The sequence below is a fragment of the Geobacillus zalihae genome (genome assembly GCF_030414215.1).
GTDB classification, from domain to species: domain Bacteria; phylum Bacillota; class Bacilli; order Bacillales; family Anoxybacillaceae; genus Geobacillus; species Geobacillus zalihae.
The window spans coordinates 2562384-2582462 of sequence record NZ_CP129217.1 but is presented as its reverse complement, the minus strand read 5'-3'; the positions used below and the strand labels follow the sequence as shown (position 1 = coordinate 2582462).

Sequence of the window (20079 nt, the reverse complement as noted above, 5' to 3'; positions counted from 1 at the left end):
TTGCCAGCAAAATGCCGTTGCCTCTTTTGCTGTCTTGATGGTAGGATAAAAAGCGGCATAAACACCAATTTTGGAGCAAACGGAGAGGAGAACGATGCTGCATCAATTTTCCCGCAATGAACTCGCGATTGGCCCTGAAGGGTTGGAACGCTTAAAAAACGCCACCGTCGCCGTCCTTGGCGTCGGCGGCGTGGGGTCGTTCGCCGTCGAGGCGCTCGCCCGTTCCGGCATTGGCCGCTTGGTGCTTGTTGATCGCGATAACGTCGATATCACCAACATCAACCGGCAAATCCATGCGTTGCTCTCGACCATCGGGCGTCCGAAAGTGGAGCTCATGAAAGAGCGCATCGCCGACATCAACCCGGCGTGCGAGGTGATCGCTTTGCAAATGTTTTATACGGAAGAGACGTATGAGCAATTTTTCGCCTATGATCTGGATTTTGTCATCGATGCGTCCGACACGATTGTGTACAAAGTGCATTTGATGAAACAATGCCTCAAGCGCGGCATTCCGATCATCTCCAGCATGGGTGCGGCGAACAAAATGGATCCGACCCGGTTCCGCATTGCCGATATTTCGAAAACACACACCGATCCGATCGCGAAAGTCATCCGCGCCAAGCTGCGCAAAGAAGGGATCCGCCGCGGCATTCCGGTCGTCTTTTCCGACGAGAAGCCGGTGAAAATCCGCGAAGATGTCCGCCAGGTTGTCGGCAATGACGCTTCGCCGATCCGCAAGGCGAAAATGCCGCCGTCTTCGAATGCTTTCGTTCCATCAGTTGCCGGGCTCATTATGGCTTCCTACGTGATAAATCGTCTATTAGAGGGAATTCCTATAAGGCGCGTTGGCGACGATTGAACTCTTCCACCTTCATCCTATTTCGCGCAGGAGACTCCCACTTCAACGACCAAAGGGAGGAAGTGGGAGAGGAATGCGCGTTCCCCCTTTCTTTTGTGGTATGATAGAATAAAGACGTGGAGAAAACCGTTCAATAAAGGCACTCCAATAACGGCTGCTCGATGGATGGAGTTGGTTGCAGGAAACGTTGCAACCGTCAAATATCGAGCGTAGGTCTGTCTGTTGTGTGTGGAAGCCAAGTACTGCCAACAGACACACCGAGAGAATCGGTAACGATGCAGGCATGACCTGCGTCGTTGGGCAGCTGTCAACCTGCCCCCTGATGCAACCCCAAGTCAAGGAAGGAGGACGAAGTCCGCTCGCACTTCTGGGGAGTGGCAAGCCCCCACTTCAAGCGTGAGCGAAGTGGGGGTAGTTGACTTCGAACAAAATGGGAAGGCGAAGGTTCCTGTAAACATCCGGTGCATTCACCGGTTTGTTGCGGGCGCTGTCCGTCGTTCCAGCGGTGAAAACGTGTCCCGATACTTTGTTGGGGCACCTTCTTTTTTTATGAATGGGCGAGCGATTCGTTCGATCCGTTCGCCTCGGCGGCAAACAGCTCGGCAAGAGAGAAGCGGTCGCCTTCTTCGGAAGCGAGCTGGCGGGCGCGAGCCATGATTTTCACGAGCGCCTCATAATCTTCTTGCACGGTGGTCTGCCTCGTTTCAAGGCGTTCGAGTTTTTGAGCAAGCTGTTCGTTCCGCGCCTGCCATTCCGCCCGCTCGCGTTTCAGGCGCTCGTTGTCTTGGCGGATCGCTTCCATCTCCTCGATGCCGCGCCGCAATGTTTGCAAAAATGAAATGCACTGCTCCAGTGTCAATGGGGCTGCCGGGAGAAAAGGCGATGACCCTTCGGCGCCGTCCCGTTCTCCAGAAGGACTCCAAGCAGCAACCGTATTGTCTTTTTGCCACTTTTTCATCATTTCGAGCGCCCGTTTCCGTTCTTTCCGCTGCTTTTTTGCCTGTTCGATCGCCTCAACGTACCGTTTGCGCACCTCGGCGTTCCAACGGAATCCGCATGCTGCCGCTGTGCGGTGCAGTTGTCTCCCAACGACTTCAAAAGCGGCAAGTTGCGTTTTTCCTTCGCGTATATATTGCAGCACCGTTTCAGCCAACAGTACATCTTCTTCATGTGACCAAGCATCCTGTCTTGTTTTCATGTTGTCCACCCCATCAAATGGTAATGTTGATATGGTCATAGTTTTTCCGTTTGATTTCCACTTTAAACTTCGCCCTTTTCATTTTTCCCATTTTCATGTATCATAGAAATAGTTTTGTATGACCGGTCAGTTCAAAATAATTAGACTGATTGGTCAAAATCGTGGGATGAGAGGTGGCATGATGACGTTTTTGACTAGGTTCAGTTTGAAAAATGCGGCAGCTGTGTTTGTATGTTCGTTTTTGCTCATGTTTCTAGGACTGTATTCCTTCTCCTCCTTGAAGGTCGATTTGCTGCCGAACATTGAATTTCCCCAGTTGTCGATTGAAGCGGTCTATCCTGGGGCTTCTCCGCAAGACGTGAATGAGGAGGTCACGGCCAAGCTCGAGGAAAAACTGAAGTCCCTTGACGGGCTTAAGCAAATGCAGAGTTCTTCCTATGAAGGAATGGCTGTTATCAATCTTGAATTCCCGTTTCGGACAGATATGGAGAAAATGGAGCGGCAGGTCGAATCGCTCATTGATAAGGCAGGATTGCCCGATCATGTCCAAACGGAAGTCAATCGGTTTTCATTCGGTTCCATCCCGGTTTTCAACATTTCCTTGTTTGCCAAAAACGAAACCGATCTGCAAACGTTGCTGGAAACCGAAGTGATTCCAGAATTGAATAAAATCGACGGGGTGAATTCCGTTTCGATCGGTGGAGACAGCGAGCGCCTCATCCGGATCACAGTCGATCGGAAAAAGGCCGCTCAGGCGGGATTGACCTTGTCAGAGATTAAAAACCAAATCAATGAAAAGGTGTTGGCGTTCCCGGCTGGAACGTTGCAAACCGATACATGGCAAATTCCGGTTCGCGTCGAGGAAAAATTGAACACCATCCATGAGTTGAAAAATCTGAAACTCGTGCCGACAGCTGTTCCTATGGCGGCGAATGGATTGCAGCGCGTCTCTCCCGTGAAGCTTGGGGATATTGCGACGATTGAGGAAGTCAACGAGCAAAGCGAATTCACCCGCTATAATTTGAAGCCATCGCTGTCGATGGCCGTGACGAAAAAACAAGATGCCAATACGATTGAAGTGGCAGACCAAGTGATCAACGTGCTGAATTCCTACAAACATCAGTTTGATTATTCCATCGGGTTTGATTCGTCAGCTGGCATCAAACAATCCGTTGAATCGCTTGTCCGTGAAGGGCTGCTCGGGGCGCTGTTCGCTTCGTTGGCCGTCTTGCTCTTTTTGCGCAACGTTCGGGCGACTGTGATTGCCATCGTCTCGATTCCGCTCTCGCTGCTTGTATCGGCCATTTTTCTCAATCGTATGGATATTACCCTCAATGTCATGACGCTTGGCGGCATGGCCGTCGCCGTCGGCCGAGTCGTGGATGACAGCATTGTCGTGATCGAAAATATTTTCCGCCGCGTCCGCCGGGAGAAAACAGGCATGAGCGATGATTTAGTCGAGCAATCAACGAAAGAAATTGTCAAAGCGATTGTGTCCTCGACCATCACAACGGTTGTCGTCTTTTTGCCTCTCGGGCTTGTTGGGGGCATTACAGGGGAATTTTTCCTGCCTTTTGCCTTGACGATTACGTTTGCCCTGTTGGCCTCTTTGTTGGTGGCCGTGACGGTTGTGCCGATTTTAGCGAAATTTTCGTTCCGCCGTGTGCCGCCAGAGGAAAAAGAAGGAGCGCTTCAGCGTCTGTATGGCCGAATCATTGAATGGGCGCTCAACCATAAAGCGATTGTCTTTGTGTTGTCGGTTGTGCTATTGGTTGGTTCATTGGCGCTCGTGCCGAAACTTGGATTTACGTTTTTGCCGAACGAAGAGCAGAAAACGCTGGTGGCGAGCATTGAACTGCCGGCTTCCACATCGGTGGTCAAAACGAATGATGTGTCGTTGGAGATGGAAAAGATGTTTTTAAAACGAAGCGATGTCGAGAGCGTCACCGCCGCAGTGGGAAGCCGCGATTTCCGCACAGGATTGAAACGGCCCAATCAAGCCAGCTATTATATTCTATTAAAGGACAGCGCTGACACCGCGAAAACCGTGGCCGTTCTCGAAAAAGAAATGCGCCGCATCGCCAATCAGCTCGCGCCCGGGGCCAAAGTGGGCGTGCAAGAGATGTCGAGCGGAGGGCCGCCAACGAATAATAACGTGAATATTGACTTATACTCCAATGACTTGGAGGCGCTCCAAACAGCAGCCAAACAGGTCGAGACGTATTTAAAACAACGCGATGATGTCAAAGATGTGACGAATAACTTGACGGAAAAGCAAAAACAAGTGATTGTCGCCATTGATCCGGAAAAGGCGGCCGCTTATGGCGTTTCGGGCATGCAATTGCTCGGGGCGGTGGCCGATGCAACCAAACCGGTCGATGTAGGGACGCTGAAACTCGGCGGCAAGGATGAGCAAGTCGAACTTTCGTATGATGAAACGTTGGGATCGATCGATGAGTTGAAAGAGCTTCCGATCGTGACGAGAAACGGAGTGATTCCACTTTCAGCTGTCGCCGAAGTGAAAGAGGCGGACGTGTATACGTCCATTCAAAAGCTGGACGGAAAAGTGTTTGCCCGCGTATCCGCCCAGATTGTCGGCGACAACATTCAGAAAGTCACGAATGATATTTCGAAACATGTAAATGATTTGAAGATCCCATCCGATGTCACAGTGAAAACGGGCGGCGGAAGCGATGAGACGGTGCAGACGTTCCGCGAGCTCGGTGTGGCCATGGCGGCGGCCATCGGGCTTGTGTATTTGACGATGCTGATTACATTTGGCAAAGTGCGGGTGCCGCTGATCATTTTATCTTCCCTTTTGTTTGTTCCCATCGGTTCGCTGTTTGCTTTGTATGTGGCCGATGAGCCGCTTTCCATCAGCGTCATGATCGGCTTGTTGATGCTCATTGGCATCGTGACGACCAATGCGATCGTGCTGGTGGATCGAATCGGGCAAAACCGCGAACAAAAACGGATGACGGTGCGAAGCGCCATCATTGAAGCCGGCAAAATACGGCTGCGGCCGATTTTAATGACAGCCTTTGCGACTGTGACAGCGCTCATTCCGCTTGCGCTGACGAATGAGGCCGGCACGTTGATTTCGAAAGGGCTGGCCATCACTGTCATCGGCGGCCTGACGTCGTCGACGTTATTGACGCTTGTGTTCATTCCTGCGATGTATGAGGCGTTTTTCTTCCGGACGGCAAAACGCGAACCGATGGCAAAATGACAGGGCTGGATGGCCGGATAACGGGCCGTCCGGCATTTTTTTTCATGGCAAGATCGACTATAATGGACATGAAGAAGGAGTAAGGAAGGAGAAAACATTGGGACGGAAAGAGGACATCATTGAAACGGCGATGAAATTATTCGCCGAAAAAGGCTATCACGCTGCCTCCATGCAGGAAATCGCCGAACGGAGCGGAGTAGCCAAAGGTTCGATTTACAATTATTTCAAATCAAAAGAAGAGTTGGCTGTATCGATTTTCCGCTACCATTATGAAGTCTTGTTTCACCAGCTTAAACAAATCGAGGCTGATCCCTCCTTAACCGCGCGCGAGCGGTTAAGGCGTCAGTTGACTGTACAAATCCAGCTGTTTGACGAACATAAAGAGCTGGTGCAAATGCAGTTGGGCGAACAAGCCGTGAAGGTGAGCCATGAGGTGCAGCATCTGGTGTTTCGCATCCGCGCCCATACGCTCCACTGGTATCGCCGGGCGATTGAAGACATATACGGCGAACAAGTGCGTCCAGTTTCGTTTGATTGCGCGACGATGCTCAACGGAATGCTGAAAGAATATCTGATTTACTTGGCGGTAGACCGAAAGCCGCTGCTTCCTGAGAAGCTTGCCCCCTTCTTGCTCGATCGGCTTGATGCCATCGTTGCCAGCCTGCTTGACGGCAAGACGGGGTTGCTCGATGAAACGATGATGGCGGATTACATGGCTGCGGCGACCCAAGAGCGGAGTCAATGGAAAGAACGGGCCATCAGCTGTTTAGAGCGCATGGCGGCGATGCGTCCGGTTGAAGACGATATTCTTCGCTCGCTGCGCTTATTGAAGGAAGAACTCGAGAAAGGGGAGACAGCTAGGCGGTTTATGGTGGAGGCGCTTTTGCTCTATTTGGCGAAATACTCGCTTCCGCTGTACAATGAGTTGAAGGAGGCCATTGAACGCTATTTTGATTAAAACCACCGCTCTTCCCACGGGGAGACGCCCCATTCGCCGAAAATGAATAGGCGGCATCGGAGGATGTCTGTGAACATAGCGTCATCAATCTCAAGGAGGGGGTCGGCATGCCCAAAACGACGGAGCCGCTTGCTTGGCGGATGCGGCCGCGGACGATCGATGAGATCGTTGGGCAACAGCACATCATTGGCCCTAGTACGCCGCTTTATAAAATGGTCAAAAAAGGTCATGTTCCCTCGCTTTTGCTTTACGGAGAGCCGGGGACAGGGAAGACGTCACTCGCTTACGCCATTGCCCGCACCGCCGGGCGCGAATGGGTCGCCATCAATGCGACGACCGCCGGCAAAAAGGAAATCGAAGAGGCAGTCGAAGCGGCGCGTTGGTCGGGCAATGTCCTCTTATTTATCGACGAAATCCATCGGCTGAATAAAGCGCAGCAAGACGTTTTGTTGCCGCATCTCGAATCCGGGCTCGTGACCTTGATTGGCGCCACAACGGAAAACCCGTTTCACGAGGTCAATCCCGCCATTCGCAGCCGCTGCGGGCAAATCCAACAACTGAAACCGCTCAAGCCGGATGACCTCATGATCATTCTGAAACGGGCGCTCGCTGATCCGGAACGAGGGGTCGGCGAGCCGCCGGTTGTCATTGACGAGTCGTTGTTATGGCGCATCGCCGAGGCAGCCGGTGGGGATGCGCGCGTCGCGCTTTCGCTTCTGGAGGCGGCGGTTGCGGCTGCCGATGAGCGCCACGGCCGCTTGTATATTGATGAGGATATCGTGGCTTCATGCACCGCAAACCGCGGTTTTACCCATGACAAATATGGCGATCATTATTATTCGTTGTTGTCCGCGTTTCAAAAAAGCGTGCGCGGCAGCGATGCCGATGCCGCGCTTCATTATTTGGCCCGTCTGCTTGAAGGCGGAGACTTGGCGGCCGTTTGCCGGAGATTGCTTGTGATGGCTTATGAGGATATCGGACTTGCCAATCCGATGATGGGAGTGAAAGTACAGGCAGCGGTCGAAGCGGCGGAACGCCTCGGGCTGCCGGAAGCGCGCATTCCGCTCGCGGTTGTGACGATTGAACTCTGTTTAAGCCCGAAATCCAACAGTGCTTACAAGGCGCTGGACGCTGCCATTGCCGATGTCCGTTCCGGCAAGCTTGGCGATATTCCGGATCATTTAAAAGACGCTCATTACAAAGGGGCGGCTGCACTCGGGCGTGGACAAGGCTACTTGTATCCGCACGATTATCCGAACAGCTGGGTGGCGCAAACGTATTTGCCCTCCGCTCTGGAAGGCGTCCGCTATTATGAACCGAAAGAGCATGGCGAGGAAAAACATTACGCCAAAGTGTACCGGCGGCTTGAGCAGTTGAAACAAGAGGTCAAGGTTCAGCCGTGAAGGGAAAGGGATTTTTATGATATAATAACACAGGCGTTTCATGCTCGCTTTGACCGAGCTGACCGGATGGAACGTGGCGTACATTCGCATCGGGATCGAAGCGTTCGTGCTGTTGGCCGGCTGGTTGCTCGGCGGCCCGGTGTCGTTTGGCACGTTCCTTTTTTGTGTGACGATCGGTTCGATTGCCGGCTTGGCGCTGCCGCAATGCCAAAAGGTCGCAAGCCGCCTGCTTGGACCGGCCGCCGGCACTCGGACGCAAGGGTTAAGCCGTTAGGAGGGATATGAATGAAGATTTCGACGAAAGGCCGATATGGCTTGACGATTATGATTGAATTGGCCAAAAAATATGGCGATCGTCCGATCTCGCTTCGTTCGATCGCCAAGGCGAACAATTTATCCGAACATTATTTAGAGCAGCTCGTCACGCCGCTGCGCAACGCCGGGCTCGTCAAAAGCATTCGCGGAGCGTATGGCGGCTATGTGCTTGCTGAACATCCGGCGAAAATCACCGCCGGCGACATTTTGCGCGTGTTGGAGGGGCCGCTGGCCCCGGTCGAGGAGCTCGAGGAGGAAGAGCCGGCGAAGCGCGAGCTATGGATTCGCATCCGCGATGCGGTCGAGGAAGTGCTCGACAGCACAACGCTCGAAGATTTGGCGAAGTATAGCGACGGGGATGAAGGGGCATATATGTTTTATATTTAAGCATACAGAAAGGAAAGGAGAATGGCCGTTGGAACGGATTTATTTGGACCATGCGGCAACTTCCCCGGTCCATCCAGACGTGGCTGCCGGTATGGTCCAGTGGATGACGGAACAGTTCGGCAACCCGTCAAGCATCCATCATTTTGGACGGCAGAGCCGCCGCGCGGTCGATGAAGCGAGGGCTGTCATCGCCCGCTCGATTGGGGCGAAAGAGACGGAGATTGTGTTTACAAGCGGCGGCACGGAAGCAGATAACTTTGCGGTCATCGGAACGGCCATAGCGAACCGCGGCCGCGGCAATCATATCATTACAACCGCCATCGAGCATCATGCGGTGCTGCGCGCTTGTGAATATTTAGAGACGCAAGGGTTTGAGGTCACGTATTTGCCCGTTGACGAACAAGGGACGGTATCGGTCGAGGATGTCAAGGCCGCGCTGCGCGATGAGACCGTTTTGGTGTCGGTCATGTTTGCCAACAACGAAGTCGGCACGATCCAGCCGATTCGCGAAATCGGGGCGCTGCTTCGCGATCATCCGGCTTATTTCCATACGGACGCCGTCCAGGCGTACGGGCTTCTTCCGATCGATGTGAATGAATACGGGATCGATTTGCTGTCGATTTCCGCTCATAAAATCAACGGCCCGAAAGGAAGCGGCGCGCTTTATGTCCGGGAAACGGTCCGCATCACTCCGCTCCTTTTCGGCGGCGAACAGGAGCGGAAGCGGCGCGCCGGCACGGAAAACGTCCCCGGCATCATCGGCTTGGCGCAGGCGGCGGAAATCGCTGAGCGAACAAGGGAAGAGAAACGTCGGCAATATGCGGCGTGGCGCGAGGCGATGCTTGCGATTTTCCGCTCCTCAGGGATCGACTATGCGGTCAACGGCCGCCCGGATGGCCTGCCGCATATTTTGAATGTCGCCTTCCCGGGAACGAATGTCGAATCGCTGCTCGTGAACTTGGATTTAGCCGGCATTGCCGCCTCGAGCGGGTCAGCATGCACCGCCGGGTCAATCGACCCGTCGCACGTGCTTGTCGCGATGTGCGGAAAAGAGTCGGAGCGCATCCGTTCGTCTGTGCGCTTCAGCTTCGGGCTCGGCAATACGATGGAACAAATCGAGCGGGCGGCCGAGGAAACCGTGAAGATCATAAAGCGGCTCACAAACCGCTAAAGGGGGGAAACAGCATGAACAAAGCGCCGCACGAAACGCGCGTCGTCGTCGGCATGTCCGGCGGGGTCGACTCGTCGGTCGCTGCGCTGCTATTGAAAGAACAAGGATATGATGTGATCGGCATTTTTATGAAAAACTGGGATGACACCGATGAAAACGGCGTTTGCACGGCGACTGAGGACTACGAAGATGTCGTGCGCGTCTGCAACCAAATCGGCATCCCGTATTATGCGGTCAATTTTGAAAAACAGTATTGGGACAAAGTGTTTACGTACTTTTTGAATGAATACAAAGCCGGGCGCACGCCGAACCCGGACGTGATGTGCAATAAGGAAATTAAGTTCAAGGCGTTTTTAGAGCACGCCATGTCGATCGGCGCCGATTACATCGCAACCGGCCATTACGCCCGCGTCGAGTTTCGCGATGGTGAATATAAAATGCTGCGCGGAGCCGACCCGAACAAAGATCAAACGTACTTTTTAAACCAGCTCGGCCAAGCTCAGCTGTCGAAAGTGATGTTTCCGATCGGCCATTTGCAGAAAGCGGACGTGCGCCGGATTGCGAAAGAGGCTGGGCTCGCCACCGCTGGAAAAAAAGACAGCACGGGCATTTGTTTTATCGGTGAACGCGATTTCAAAGAATTTTTGAGCCATTATTTGCCGGCCCAGCCGGGAGTGATGAAAACGCTCGATGGCGAAGTGAAAGGGCGGCATGACGGCGTCATGTATTACACGATCGGCCAGCGCCACGGCCTTGGCATCGGCGGCAGCGGCGAACCGTGGTTTGTCGTCGGCAAAGATGTGCGCGAAAATGTGCTGTATGTCGCCCAAGGGTTTGAAAACGAATATTTGTATTCCACCTCGCTAAAGGCGGTCGATGTCAACTGGGTGTCTGACCGCAAGCCGGAAGCGCCGTTCCGTTGCACGGCGAAATTTCGCTATCGTCAGCCTGATGTCGGCGTGACGGTCCACCCGCTTGCGGACGGCGGGGCGGAAGTCGTGTTTGATGCGCCGGCGCGGGCGGTGACGCCGGGGCAGGCGGTTGTTTTTTACAACGGCGAGGAATGCCTCGGCGGCGGCACGATCGATGAAGTGTTCCGCAACGGCGAAAAGCTTTGGTATGTTGGTTGACGGATGTGCCGGTGCGCACGATCTTCAATCAGGCTATTAGGCTGGGGGCCGTTGCTTGAAAATCACGTTGAATCAGGGGGGATGGGCGATGGCCAATTTCAACGAACAAGGCTTGGCGTATATGCGCGAGGGGAAGTATGAGGAAGCCATCCGCTGTTTTTCCGCTGCGGTCGAACAGCATCCGGACGATCCGGCCGGGTACATTAACATCGGCACGGTTCTCGTTGCTGCCGGTGAAGAAGAGAAGGCGCTTGACTGTTTCCGACAGGCGCTGAAAATTGACAAGAAGGCGGCGGCCGCGTATTACGGCATGGGTACAGTGCATTATAAGCGTGAGCAGTTCGCGAAAGCGAAAGATATGTTTGAGCGCGCGCTTGGGCTTGGTCTTGACGATGCCGATACGCATTTTATGCTCGGCATGTCCTTATGGCGGCTCGAGATGCCGCGGCTGGCGCTGCCGTATTTGCAGCGCGCGGCTGAGCTGAACGAGACGGATGCCGAAGCGCTGTTTCAGCTTGGCCTTTGCCTCGCCACGCTCGATTATGTCGATGAGGCGAAGCGTTATTTCGAAAAAACGTTGGAACTCGATCCGCGCCACGCTGATGCGTACTACAATTTAGGCGTCATTTATGCGTACAAAGATGAGCTCGATGCCGCCCGCCATATGTTTGCCGCTGCCTTGGAAGCCAAGCCCGATCACGTGCTTGCCGGATACGGAAAGAAACTGATGGAAAAGCGGCTTGCGCCGTAAAAAGGCAGGGGGATGGCTGTTGCAAGAGCAACAAATCCTCGCCCTTGACGGACGCACGTTCATTAAAGGATTGTGCTTGGCGGTCATTTTTCATAACGAGGAAACATTGTACACGGTCGTCCGCGTGCGTGTTGAGGAAACGAATGAAGCGCCCGTTGAGGAGGAAGTCGTCGTCACCGGCTATTTTCCGCGTTTAAACGAAGGGGACGTCTACATCTTTTACGGACAATTCCGCCAACATCCGCGTTTTGGCCGCCAATATGCGGCTAGTCAGTTCCGCAAACAGCTTCCGAACACGAAAGAAGGAGTCATTCATTATTTATCGAGCGGTTTGTTTAAAGGAATCGGCAAAAAAACGGCTGCGGCGATTGTCGAGACGCTCGGCGAAAACGCGATCGCCGCGATTTTGCGCGACCCCAAGGCGCTAGAGCGTGTGCCGAAGCTGACGAAAAAAAAGGCGAAGCAGCTGTACGATGCGCTTCGCGCCCACGAAGGGCTTGAGCAAACGATGATCGCCCTCGCCCAGCTCGGTTTTGGCCCGCAGCTGGCCATGAAAATTTACCAAGCGTATGGCGAAGAAGCGATTGACATCATCCACGAGAACCCGTACCAGCTCGTTGAGGATATCGAAGGGATCGGCTTTGGCCGCGCTGATGAAATCGGGCGCCAGCTCGGCATTTCCGGCAGCCATCCGGCCCGGCTGCGCGCCGCCTCGTTGTTTGTTCTTGAACAGGCGTGCTTGCAGGAAGGGCACGTTTATTTGCGCGAGGAAGAGCTGATGGAGCGCATCGGGGAGCTGCTTGACGGAAGGCTGAGCGGTGCGGTGGATGGACGAGCGATCAGCCAAACGCTTCTGATGTTAAGCGAGGAAGGGAAGCTGATCGCCGAGCAAGGGCGTTATTATCTCCCTTCCCTTTACTTCGCCGAGAAAGGGATCGTCTCCAACATTAAGCGGCTGCTCGGGCAGACGCCGCCGTCGGCGTTTGCCGAGTCGGAGTTTTTGCTGGCGCTTGGGGCGCTTGAGGAACGGCTTGGCATGCAATATGCCCCCCAGCAAAGGGAAGCGATCCAACAAGCGCTTTCTTCGCCGCTGTTTATTTTGACCGGCGGTCCGGGAACGGGGAAAACGACGGTCATCAAAGGCATCGTCGAGCTGTTTGCCGCCCTAAACGGCCTGTCTCTTGACCCGGCTGACTACAAACAAGGCGAGCCGTTTCCGGTGCTGCTGGCCGCACCGACCGGCCGAGCGGCGAAGCGGATGAGCGAGGCGACCGGGCTGCCGGCGGCGACGATCCACCGCTTGCTCGGCTGGAATGGGGCGGAAGGGTTCAGCCGCGACGAGAACGAACCGATTTCCGGCAAGCTGCTTGTCATCGATGAGATGTCGATGGTCGACACGTGGCTCGCCAACCAGCTGTTAAAAGCCGTGCCAAACGGCATGCAAGTCATTTTCGTCGGCGATGAGGATCAATTGCCATCCGTCGGGCCAGGGCAAGTGCTGAAAGACTTGCTCTCTTCAGGCGTCATTCCGTTCGCTCGGTTGACCGAGGTGTATCGCCAGGCGGAAGGATCATCGATCATCGAGCTTGCCCATAAGATGAAGCGCGGCGTCGTGCCGGACGATTTGACCGCTCCGAAGGCAGACCGTTCCTTCATCCGCTGCCGTGCGGGCCAGGTCGTCGATGTCGTGCGGCAAATCGCGGACAACGCGCGCAAAAAAGGGTTTTCCGTCAAAGATATTCAAGTGCTCGCCCCGATGTACCGTGGTCCAGCGGGCATTGACCAATTGAACAAAGCGCTTCAAGAGCTGTTCAACCCGCCGGCTGAGGGGAAGCGGGAGCTGTCGGTCGGTGAGGTCGTCTACCGCGTCGGCGATAAGGTGCTGCAGCTCGTCAATCAACCGGAAGACAATGTGTTTAACGGCGACATCGGCGAAATCGTTGCCATTTTTTACGCCAAAGAAAATATCGAAAAGCAAGACTTGCTCGTCGTCTCGTTTGATGGCATTGAAGTGACGTACACACGGCAAGATTTAGGACAAATCACCCATGCGTACTGCTGTTCGGTTCATAAGGCGCAAGGAAGCGAGTTTCCAATCGTCATTTTGCCCGTCGTCAAAAGCTATTACCGGATGTTGAAACGGAATTTGTTGTATACTGCGGTGACAAGAAGCAAGCAGTTTCTCGTTTTATGCGGGGAAGAGGAAGCGTTTCGATTCGGCGTCGCAAAACAAAGCGACGGAGCGCGCCAGACGGCGCTCGCTGAGAAGCTGGCGGGGGCGGCGGCTCCGTTTGTCGAGGTCGAACTGCCGTTTGAAGAGGCGAACATGGGGATGGAAAACGTTACGCCGTATGACTTTATGGGCGATGAGCCAAGCTAAAGGTGGCTGGAAAGGTGGGAGAACGATGCGGACGTTTTCCGACATCAAGGGCCTTCCCATTTATGAACAAACGACGGGAAAAATGGTCGGAACGATCGCTGACATTTGGTTTACCAGCCACGGCGCGGTCAAAGGGCTTGTCGCGGAACAGGACGGTTTGTTCGGCCGCCGCCGCTATTTGCCGCTTTCAGCCGTGCAGTCGTTCGAAAACGACCGAGTCATCATCTGTGATGCAGATAGCTTCCAGCCGTTTCCTTCTCCTGACAGCGGCCACTCTCTTTACGGCGAACGCGGCCTCGCCGGCAGCATGGTTGTCGCCGCGGACGGAACAACGATCGGACTGTTGGATGACGTATATTTTGACGGGCAATTGGGCAAAATTGACGGATACGAGATCAGCGAGGGATTTTTTTCCGATTTGACCGAAGGAAAGAAACGAATGGAGCTCGCTCCGTTCACCGCCAGAGAAGGCGTGGTCACCGTGGAAACAACGATGTAAGGAGAGTGGCTGTCCATGCTCATTTGCCCGAATTGCAAACGAAAAAATTTAGGGAAAATCGGCGTCAACCAGTACTACTGCTGGGATTGCTTTATTGAGCTGTCCGTCTCGAAAGGGATGATCCACGCCCATCAAGTGGAAGAAGACGGAACGTTGAGTTCCCTTGACGACTTGTTTGACGACCACGAACGCACGATCCAATTTTAGGGGGGACACGCATGAACCGGATGATGACGTCGCTGTTAGCAGTCGGATTAGGCGTCGCCGCTTATCAGCTCGCCCAACGAAACGATTGGATGAACGGTCGCACGATGCGGAGGATGCGCCGCCGCTTGATGCAAGCGATCCGCTGACGGCGCTGCCGCCCTCGCCTTTGCGCGGGGGCGGCGCCTTGTGGCTGTCAAATAGTGCTAAAAGCGGTGAAGGCATATTTCTCGCCGCATCTCCTACACTAAACGGTAGGAGGTGTGGCGATGGGCGAGCAACAATGGCTGTCGTTCTTTCGCATCGGAAAATGGCTGCTGATTACGGCAATCATCTATTTGATCGTTCGGATGAAAGACGTTTGGTGGCCGGTCATCGATTTTATCGCAACGGTGTTGACGCCGTTTTTGCTGGCGTCGTTTATTACGTATTTGCTCTACCCGCTTGTGGAATCCATCCATCGCAAAGGAATGCCGCGCGCCCTTGCCATTTTGTTGATTTATTTGTTGTTTTTCGGTTTGGTCGGCTACGGCTTGTACCGCGGCGTGCCGCTATTCATCGCCCAGTTGCGTGAACTGGATGAACAGCTGCCGTCTTTGATGAATACATACCGCCAATGGGTGCGCCACATCCACGACGAGACGTCGAATTGGCCGCTTGAGGTGCACACACGCATCGAGGGGATGTTTGCCGAGATCGAGCAAGCAGCGGCGGCCGCCGTCGCGATGGCGATTCATGCCGCCAAATCGTTCATCGGTTCGGCGGCGACGCTGTTGATCATTCCGTTTATCGTCTTCTATATGTTAAAAGACATCGATGTGTTGAAAAAAGCGGTTTGGTACATGACACCGAAGCGGTGGCGTGGGCCGGGGATGGCGTTTTTGAAGGATGTCGATGAATCGCTCGGCGGCTACATTCGCGGCCAGCTGTTCGTCTGTGCGGCGATCGGTCTGGCGGCGGCGCTCGGCTTGTGGCTTGCCGGCATGGATTATCCGCTGTTGCTCGGCTTTGTCATTGGCGTGACGAACATCATCCCGTATTTTGGCCCGCTGATCGGCGCCGTTCCAGCGGTCATTTTGGCTGCCACCGTCTCGCTGAAAATGGTCGTGATCGTGCTTGTCATCATTTTTACCCTGCAGTTTTTAGAAGGGAACGTTTTGTCGCCGCTGATCGTCGGCAAAAGCGTGCATATGCATCCGCTTGCCATTATGCTCGCCCTCTTTGCCGGCGGTGAACTCGCCGGCGTGCTCGGCCTCATTCTTGCCGTTCCGACGGCGGCGGTGCTGAAAGTGGCCATCGCCCATTGGAAAGAGCATTATGCTTCGCATTGACAAATGCTCTCTGCTTGTCTATAATCTTTCAATGAAAAAAGCGAATACATAACGCGATGACGGATCGAGTATGTTGCAGTCCATCTTAACGCGCGAGTTCGCGCACAGAGAGGAATTTCCGCGGCTGAAAGAAATTCCAGATGAAGGGCAACAGAAGGCTAATCCGGAGCGCAGGCAAAACCTGACGCAAGGCTGCGTTACGGCCAAAGAGGTGATGGGCGTTTTTTGCCCATAAACAGGGTGGTACCGCGAGCATAACTCTCGTCCCTGCAGGGGATGGGAGTTTTTTTATATAAAAGGCGAAAGGGGAGGATCATCATGAAAAAGCTGACATCCGCCCAAGTGCGGCGCATGTTTTTAGAGTTTTTCCAAGAAAAAGGCCATGCGGTTGAGCCGAGCGCATCGCTCATTCCGGTCGACGACCCGTCGCTGTTGTGGATCAACAGCGGCGTCGCGACGTTGAAAAAATACTTTGACGGGCGCATCGTTCCGGAAAACCCGCGCATTTGCAACGCGCAAAAATCGATCCGCACCAACGACATCGAAAACGTCGGGAAAACGGCGCGCCACCATACGTTTTTTGAAATGCTCGGCAACTTTTCGATCGGCGATTACTTCAAGCGTGAAGCGATCCATTGGGCATGGGAGTTTTTGACGAGCGACAAATGGATCGGTTTTGATCCGGAACGGTTGTCCGTCACCGTCCATCCGGAAGACGAGGAAGCGTACAACATTTGGCGCAACGAAATCGGCTTGCCAAAAGAGCGGATCATTCGCCTTGAAGGCAACTTCTGGGACATCGGCGAAGGCCCGAGCGGTCCGAACACGGAAATCTTTTACGACCGCGGCGAAGCGTTCGGCAACGACCCGAACGATCCGGAGCTGTACCCAGGCGGGGAAAATGACCGCTATTTAGAAGTATGGAACCTTGTCTTTTCGCAGTTTAACCATAACCCGGACGGCACGTACACGCCGCTGCCGAAGAAAAACATCGACACCGGCATGGGCTTGGAGCGGATGTGCTCGATTTTGCAAGACGTGCCGACGAACTTTGAAACCGACTTGTTTATGCCGATCATCCGCGCCACCGAGCAAATTTCCGGCGAGCGGTATGGCGAAGATCCGGACAAAGACGTCGCCTTTAAGGTGATCGCCGACCATATTCGCGCCGTGACGTTCGCGATCGGCGACGGGGCGCTGCCGTCAAATGAGGGCCGCGGTTATGTGCTGCGCCGCCTGCTCCGCCGCGCGGTGCGCTATGCGAAACATATCGGCATTGAACGTCCGTTTATGTACGAACTCGTCCCGGTCGTCGGCGAGATTATGCACGACTACTATCCGGAGGTGAAAGAAAAAGCCGATTTCATCGCCCGCGTCATCCGGACGGAAGAAGAACGGTTCCATGAAACGCTCCATGAAGGGCTCGCCATATTGGCGGAGGTGATCGAAAAGGCGAAAGAGCAAGGAAGCCGTGTCATTCCGGGCGAGGAAGCGTTCCGCCTGTATGATACGTACGGCTTTCCGATCGAGCTGACGGAAGAGTACGCCGCTGAAGCGGGCATGACGGTCGACCATGCCGGATTTGAGCGCGAGATGGAGCGGCAACGCGAACGGGCGCGCGCGGCCCGGCAAGATGTCGATTCGATGCAAGTCCAAGGCGGAGTGCTCGGTGACATTAAAGATGAAAGCCGGTTTGTCGGCTACGATGAGCTTGTTGCCGCATCGACGGTCATCGCCATCGTCAAAGACGGGCGGCTTGTCGAGGAAGTGAAAGCCGGCGAAGAGGCGCAAATCATCGTCGATGTGACGCCATTTTACGCCGAAAGCGGCGGACAAATCGCTGACCAAGGCGTGTTTGAAAGCGAAACAGGAACAGCAGTCGTCAAAGATGTGCAAAAAGCGCCGAACGGCCAACATCTTCATGCGATCATCGTCGAACGCGGAACGGTGAAAAAAGGATCCCGCTATACGGCGCGCGTCGATGAAGCAAAGCGGATGCGCATCGTAAAAAACCATACGGCGACCCATTTGCTCCATCAAGCGCTAAAAGACGTGCTCGGCCGCCATGTCAACCAAGCGGGGTCGCTTGTCGCCCCGGACCGGCTTCGTTTTGACTTCACCCATTTTGGGCAAGTGAAGCCAGAGGAGCTCGAGCGCATCGAAGCCATCGTCAACGAACAAATTTGGAAAAGCCTCCCGGTTGACATTTTTTATAAACCGCTCGAGGAAGCGAAAGCGATGGGCGCGATGGCGCTGTTTGGCGAAAAATACGGCGACATCGTCCGCGTCGTCAAAGTCGGCGACTACAGCCTCGAGCTGTGCGGCGGCTGCCATGTGCCCAACACATCAGCCATCGGGTTGTTTAAAATCGTCTCCGAGTCCGGCATCGGCGCCGGCACGCGCCGGATTGAAGCGGTGACCGGGGAAGCGGCATACCGCTTTATGAGCGAACAGCTTGCTATTTTGCAAGAGGCGGCGCAAAAACTGAAAACAAGCCCGAAAGAATTGAATGCGCGTCTTGACGGACTGTTTGCCGTGCTGAAAGAGCTCGAGCGCGAAAATGAATCGCTTGCTGCCCGCCTCGCCCATATGGAAGCTGAGCACCTCACCCGTCAAGTGAAAGATGTAAACGGCGTGCCGGTGTTGGCGGCAAAAGTGCAGGCCAATGACATGAACCAACTGCGGGCCATGGCTGATGATTTGAAACAAAAGCTCGGCACGGCGGTCATCGTGTTGGCGTCCGCCCAGGGCGGAAAAGTGCAACTGATTGCCGCAGTAACGGACGATTTGGTGAAAAAAGGATTCCACGCCGGCAAACTGGTGAAAGAAGTGGCGTCACGCTGCGGCGGAGGAGGCGGCGGACGGCCGGATTTGGCGCAGGCAGGCGGCAAAGATGCGCAGAAAGTCGCCGAGGCGCTCAACTATGTCGAAACGTGGGTGAAATCCATTTCCTAAATGGGCGCGGATCGTGTACAATGGATGTAAGAGAAGGGGATGGCCCGAACAAAGAGCGAGGTGGAAACGGTGAGCTCGTTTGATCAAACGATGCAGTTTCATTTTTCCGAAGAGCCGGCGGAAACGAATGTCCGCGAAGTGTTGTTGACGGTGTATGGCGCCTTGCAAGAAAAAGGCTACAACCCGATCAACCAAATTGTCGGCTACCTGCTGTCCGGCGACCCGGCTTACATTCCGCGCCATAAAGATGCGCGCGCGCTCATCCGCAAAATCGAACGCGACGAATTAATCGAGGAATTGGTGAAATTCTATTTACAGGGGCAACGAAAGGATTAACCTGATGCGGACGCTAGGATTAGATTTGGGAACGAAAACGCTCGGCGTTGCCGTTAGCGACGAACTCGGCCTTACAGCGCAAGGATTGGAAACGATCGCCATTGATACGGAGCGCGGCGACTACGGCTTAAAGCGGCTGCGCGCCATCATCGATGAGTACGGCGTCGATACGATTGTCGTCGGGTGGCCGAAAAACATGAACGGCACGCTCGGGCCGCGCGCTGAGGCAAGCGAGCGGTTCGCCGCCAAATTGCGCGAGGAGTTTTCTTTGCCCGTTGTGCTTTGGGATGAACGGCTGTCGACGATGGCCGCCGAACGGATGTTGATCGCTGCCGACGTCAGCCGGAAAAAGCGGCGGAAAGTGATCGACAAAATGGCGGCGGCCGTCATTTTGCAGTCATATTTGGACAGTAAACGATAAATTGGAGGAGAAAACATGGAACACGGAGACCGTCATATTACGGTTGTCGACGAACATGGCAACGAGCAGCTGTGCGAAATTTTGTTTACGTTTGAATCAGATGATTTCGGCAAATCGTATGTGTTTTACTATCCGGTCGGCGCCGAAGCCGAAGACGAGGACGGCGAGACGGAAGTGCACGTTTCCGCCTTCATCCCTGGGGATGAGAACAAAGAAGGCGAACTGCTCCCAATCGAGACGGAAGAAGAGTGGGACATGATCGAAGAAGTATGGAATACGTTTTGCGCTGAACAGGAAGAGGAAGACGACGAATAACGGACAGCAGAGGGGGGCCAAAAGGATCGGGGCCCCTTTTCTTATTGTCGTATTATGCGCTGAGAAACGATAAGTTGTGTTCCATGCAATGGTTCAGACATCTTCTTGTTTGTCCGACAAATGTTGCGAAGGGCTTCGATTGACCGGCGCGTTTCCTCCCCTGGCTTTGCATTTTTTGACCGTCAAGGGCGAAAAATGCGGAACTTTGTAGTATAATATGGCCGGGTGAAAGGAGGA

At 54.3% G+C, this 20079-nt stretch carries 19 protein-coding genes and 1 other annotated feature; of the genes, 18 read left to right on the top strand and 1 reads right to left on the bottom strand.

The window, feature by feature from the left end; all coding sequences use genetic code 11:
- Window positions 1-94 precede the first annotated feature (94 nt).
- Window positions 95-859 (top strand): tRNA threonylcarbamoyladenosine dehydratase, encoded by a 765-nt coding sequence (locus QWV57_RS13095; protein WP_020756171.1) that lies wholly within the window; start codon window positions 95-97, stop codon window positions 857-859.
- Between the two features lie 547 nt (window positions 860-1406).
- Here the strand turns inward: QWV57_RS13095 and QWV57_RS13090 are convergent.
- Window positions 1407-2057, bottom strand: coding sequence for an RsfA family transcriptional regulator (locus QWV57_RS13090; RefSeq protein WP_033005212.1), 651 nt, complete (start codon window positions 2055-2057; stop codon window positions 1407-1409).
- Between the two features lie 181 nt (window positions 2058-2238).
- Between QWV57_RS13090 and QWV57_RS13085 the strand changes: the two genes are divergently transcribed.
- The 17 genes from QWV57_RS13085 (at window position 2239) to QWV57_RS13005 (ending at window position 19842) form a co-directional block, all read left to right on the top strand.
- Complete coding sequence (locus QWV57_RS13085) at window positions 2239-5286, top strand: efflux RND transporter permease subunit (RefSeq protein ID WP_015375476.1); 3048 nt, start codon at window positions 2239-2241, stop codon at window positions 5284-5286.
- A gap of 97 nt (window positions 5287-5383) precedes the next feature.
- The gene (locus tag QWV57_RS13080; RefSeq protein WP_301099950.1) at window positions 5384-6244 is read left to right on the top strand and encodes a TetR/AcrR family transcriptional regulator; all 861 of its coding nucleotides are present in this window, start codon (window positions 5384-5386) and stop codon (window positions 6242-6244) included.
- Window positions 6245-6351: 107 nt separating this feature from the next.
- Window positions 6352-7647 (top strand): replication-associated recombination protein A, encoded by a 1296-nt coding sequence (locus QWV57_RS13075; RefSeq protein ID WP_081133161.1) that lies wholly within the window; start codon window positions 6352-6354, stop codon window positions 7645-7647.
- 40 nt (window positions 7648-7687) lie between these two features.
- Window positions 7688-7921, top strand: coding sequence for a hypothetical protein (locus QWV57_RS13070; RefSeq protein ID WP_015375473.1), 234 nt, complete (start codon window positions 7688-7690; stop codon window positions 7919-7921).
- Between the two features lie 11 nt (window positions 7922-7932).
- Window positions 7933-8349, top strand: a complete 417-nt coding sequence (gene cymR, locus QWV57_RS13065) for a cysteine metabolism transcriptional regulator CymR (protein WP_015375472.1) — start codon at window positions 7933-7935, stop codon at window positions 8347-8349.
- A 28-nt stretch (window positions 8350-8377) separates the two neighbouring features.
- Window positions 8378-9520 carry a cysteine desulfurase family protein gene (locus QWV57_RS13060; protein WP_013524205.1) on the top strand — a complete coding sequence of 381 codons (1143 nt, stop codon included), beginning with the start codon at window positions 8378-8380 and terminating at the stop codon, window positions 9518-9520.
- Between the two features lie 14 nt (window positions 9521-9534).
- On the top strand, window positions 9535-10650 hold the full coding sequence (gene mnmA, locus QWV57_RS13055; protein ID WP_011232040.1) for a tRNA 2-thiouridine(34) synthase MnmA: 1116 nt from the start codon (window positions 9535-9537) through the stop codon (window positions 10648-10650).
- A gap of 88 nt (window positions 10651-10738) precedes the next feature.
- Entirely contained in the window at window positions 10739-11401 is a 663-nt protein-coding gene (locus QWV57_RS13050) for a tetratricopeptide repeat protein (RefSeq protein WP_033005219.1), read from the top strand.
- Window positions 11402-11420: 19 nt separating this feature from the next.
- On the top strand, window positions 11421-13781 hold the full coding sequence (gene recD2, locus QWV57_RS13045; protein ID WP_060787750.1) for an SF1B family DNA helicase RecD2: 2361 nt from the start codon (window positions 11421-11423) through the stop codon (window positions 13779-13781).
- A gap of 25 nt (window positions 13782-13806) precedes the next feature.
- The gene (locus QWV57_RS13040; protein ID WP_060787727.1) at window positions 13807-14280 is read left to right on the top strand and encodes a PRC-barrel domain-containing protein; all 474 of its coding nucleotides are present in this window, start codon (window positions 13807-13809) and stop codon (window positions 14278-14280) included.
- A 15-nt stretch (window positions 14281-14295) separates the two neighbouring features.
- A complete protein-coding gene (locus QWV57_RS13035) occupies window positions 14296-14487 on the top strand; it encodes a YrzR-like zinc ribbon domain (protein WP_008881018.1) in 192 nt (63 codons plus the stop codon).
- 11 nt (window positions 14488-14498) lie between these two features.
- Window positions 14499-14633: a YrzQ family protein gene (locus tag QWV57_RS13030; RefSeq protein WP_013144658.1), complete on the top strand. Its 135-nt coding sequence runs from the start codon at window positions 14499-14501 to the stop codon at window positions 14631-14633.
- Between the two features lie 120 nt (window positions 14634-14753).
- A complete protein-coding gene (locus tag QWV57_RS13025) occupies window positions 14754-15815 on the top strand; it encodes an AI-2E family transporter (RefSeq protein ID WP_060787726.1) in 1062 nt (353 codons plus the stop codon).
- A gap of 47 nt (window positions 15816-15862) precedes the next feature.
- Window positions 15863-16087, top strand: a binding site (T-box leader).
- Between the two features lie 46 nt (window positions 16088-16133).
- Window positions 16134-18770, top strand: a complete 2637-nt coding sequence (gene alaS / locus QWV57_RS13020) for an alanine--tRNA ligase (RefSeq protein WP_301099949.1) — start codon at window positions 16134-16136, stop codon at window positions 18768-18770.
- A gap of 69 nt (window positions 18771-18839) precedes the next feature.
- Entirely contained in the window at window positions 18840-19106 is a 267-nt protein-coding gene (locus QWV57_RS13015; RefSeq protein WP_011232033.1) for an IreB family regulatory phosphoprotein, read from the top strand.
- Window positions 19107-19110: 4 nt separating this feature from the next.
- Window positions 19111-19527: a Holliday junction resolvase RuvX gene (gene ruvX, locus QWV57_RS13010; protein ID WP_011232032.1), complete on the top strand. Its 417-nt coding sequence runs from the start codon at window positions 19111-19113 to the stop codon at window positions 19525-19527.
- 15 nt (window positions 19528-19542) lie between these two features.
- Window positions 19543-19842 carry a DUF1292 domain-containing protein gene (locus QWV57_RS13005; RefSeq protein WP_020754570.1) on the top strand — a complete coding sequence of 100 codons (300 nt, stop codon included), beginning with the start codon at window positions 19543-19545 and terminating at the stop codon, window positions 19840-19842.
- Window positions 19843-20079 lie beyond the last annotated feature (237 nt).

What these genes read in the sequence shown, in the direction of transcription:
- mnmA (WP_011232040.1), top strand. Translation starts at nt 9,535, where the DNA reads ATGAACAAAGCGCCGCACGAAACGCGCGTCGTCGTCGGCATGTCCGGC.
- QWV57_RS13095 (WP_020756171.1), top strand. Translation starts at nt 95, where the DNA reads ATGCTGCATCAATTTTCCCGCAATGAACTCGCGATTGGCCCTGAAGGG.
- QWV57_RS13035 (WP_008881018.1), top strand. Translation starts at nt 14,296, where the DNA reads ATGCTCATTTGCCCGAATTGCAAACGAAAAAATTTAGGGAAAATCGGC.
- QWV57_RS13090 (WP_033005212.1), bottom strand. Translation starts at nt 2,057, where the DNA reads ATGAAAACAAGACAGGATGCTTGGTCACATGAAGAAGATGTACTGTTG.
- alaS (WP_301099949.1), top strand. Translation starts at nt 16,134, where the DNA reads ATGAAAAAGCTGACATCCGCCCAAGTGCGGCGCATGTTTTTAGAGTTT.
- QWV57_RS13085 (WP_015375476.1), top strand. Translation starts at nt 2,239, where the DNA reads ATGACGTTTTTGACTAGGTTCAGTTTGAAAAATGCGGCAGCTGTGTTT.
- QWV57_RS13050 (WP_033005219.1), top strand. Translation starts at nt 10,739, where the DNA reads ATGGCCAATTTCAACGAACAAGGCTTGGCGTATATGCGCGAGGGGAAG.
- QWV57_RS13075 (WP_081133161.1), top strand. Translation starts at nt 6,352, where the DNA reads ATGCCCAAAACGACGGAGCCGCTTGCTTGGCGGATGCGGCCGCGGACG.
- ruvX (WP_011232032.1), top strand. Translation starts at nt 19,111, where the DNA reads ATGCGGACGCTAGGATTAGATTTGGGAACGAAAACGCTCGGCGTTGCC.
- QWV57_RS13040 (WP_060787727.1), top strand. Translation starts at nt 13,807, where the DNA reads ATGCGGACGTTTTCCGACATCAAGGGCCTTCCCATTTATGAACAAACG.
- QWV57_RS13070 (WP_015375473.1), top strand. Translation starts at nt 7,688, where the DNA reads ATGCTCGCTTTGACCGAGCTGACCGGATGGAACGTGGCGTACATTCGC.
- QWV57_RS13025 (WP_060787726.1), top strand. Translation starts at nt 14,754, where the DNA reads ATGGGCGAGCAACAATGGCTGTCGTTCTTTCGCATCGGAAAATGGCTG.
- QWV57_RS13005 (WP_020754570.1), top strand. Translation starts at nt 19,543, where the DNA reads ATGGAACACGGAGACCGTCATATTACGGTTGTCGACGAACATGGCAAC.
- QWV57_RS13030 (WP_013144658.1), top strand. Translation starts at nt 14,499, where the DNA reads ATGAACCGGATGATGACGTCGCTGTTAGCAGTCGGATTAGGCGTCGCC.
- cymR (WP_015375472.1), top strand. Translation starts at nt 7,933, where the DNA reads ATGAAGATTTCGACGAAAGGCCGATATGGCTTGACGATTATGATTGAA.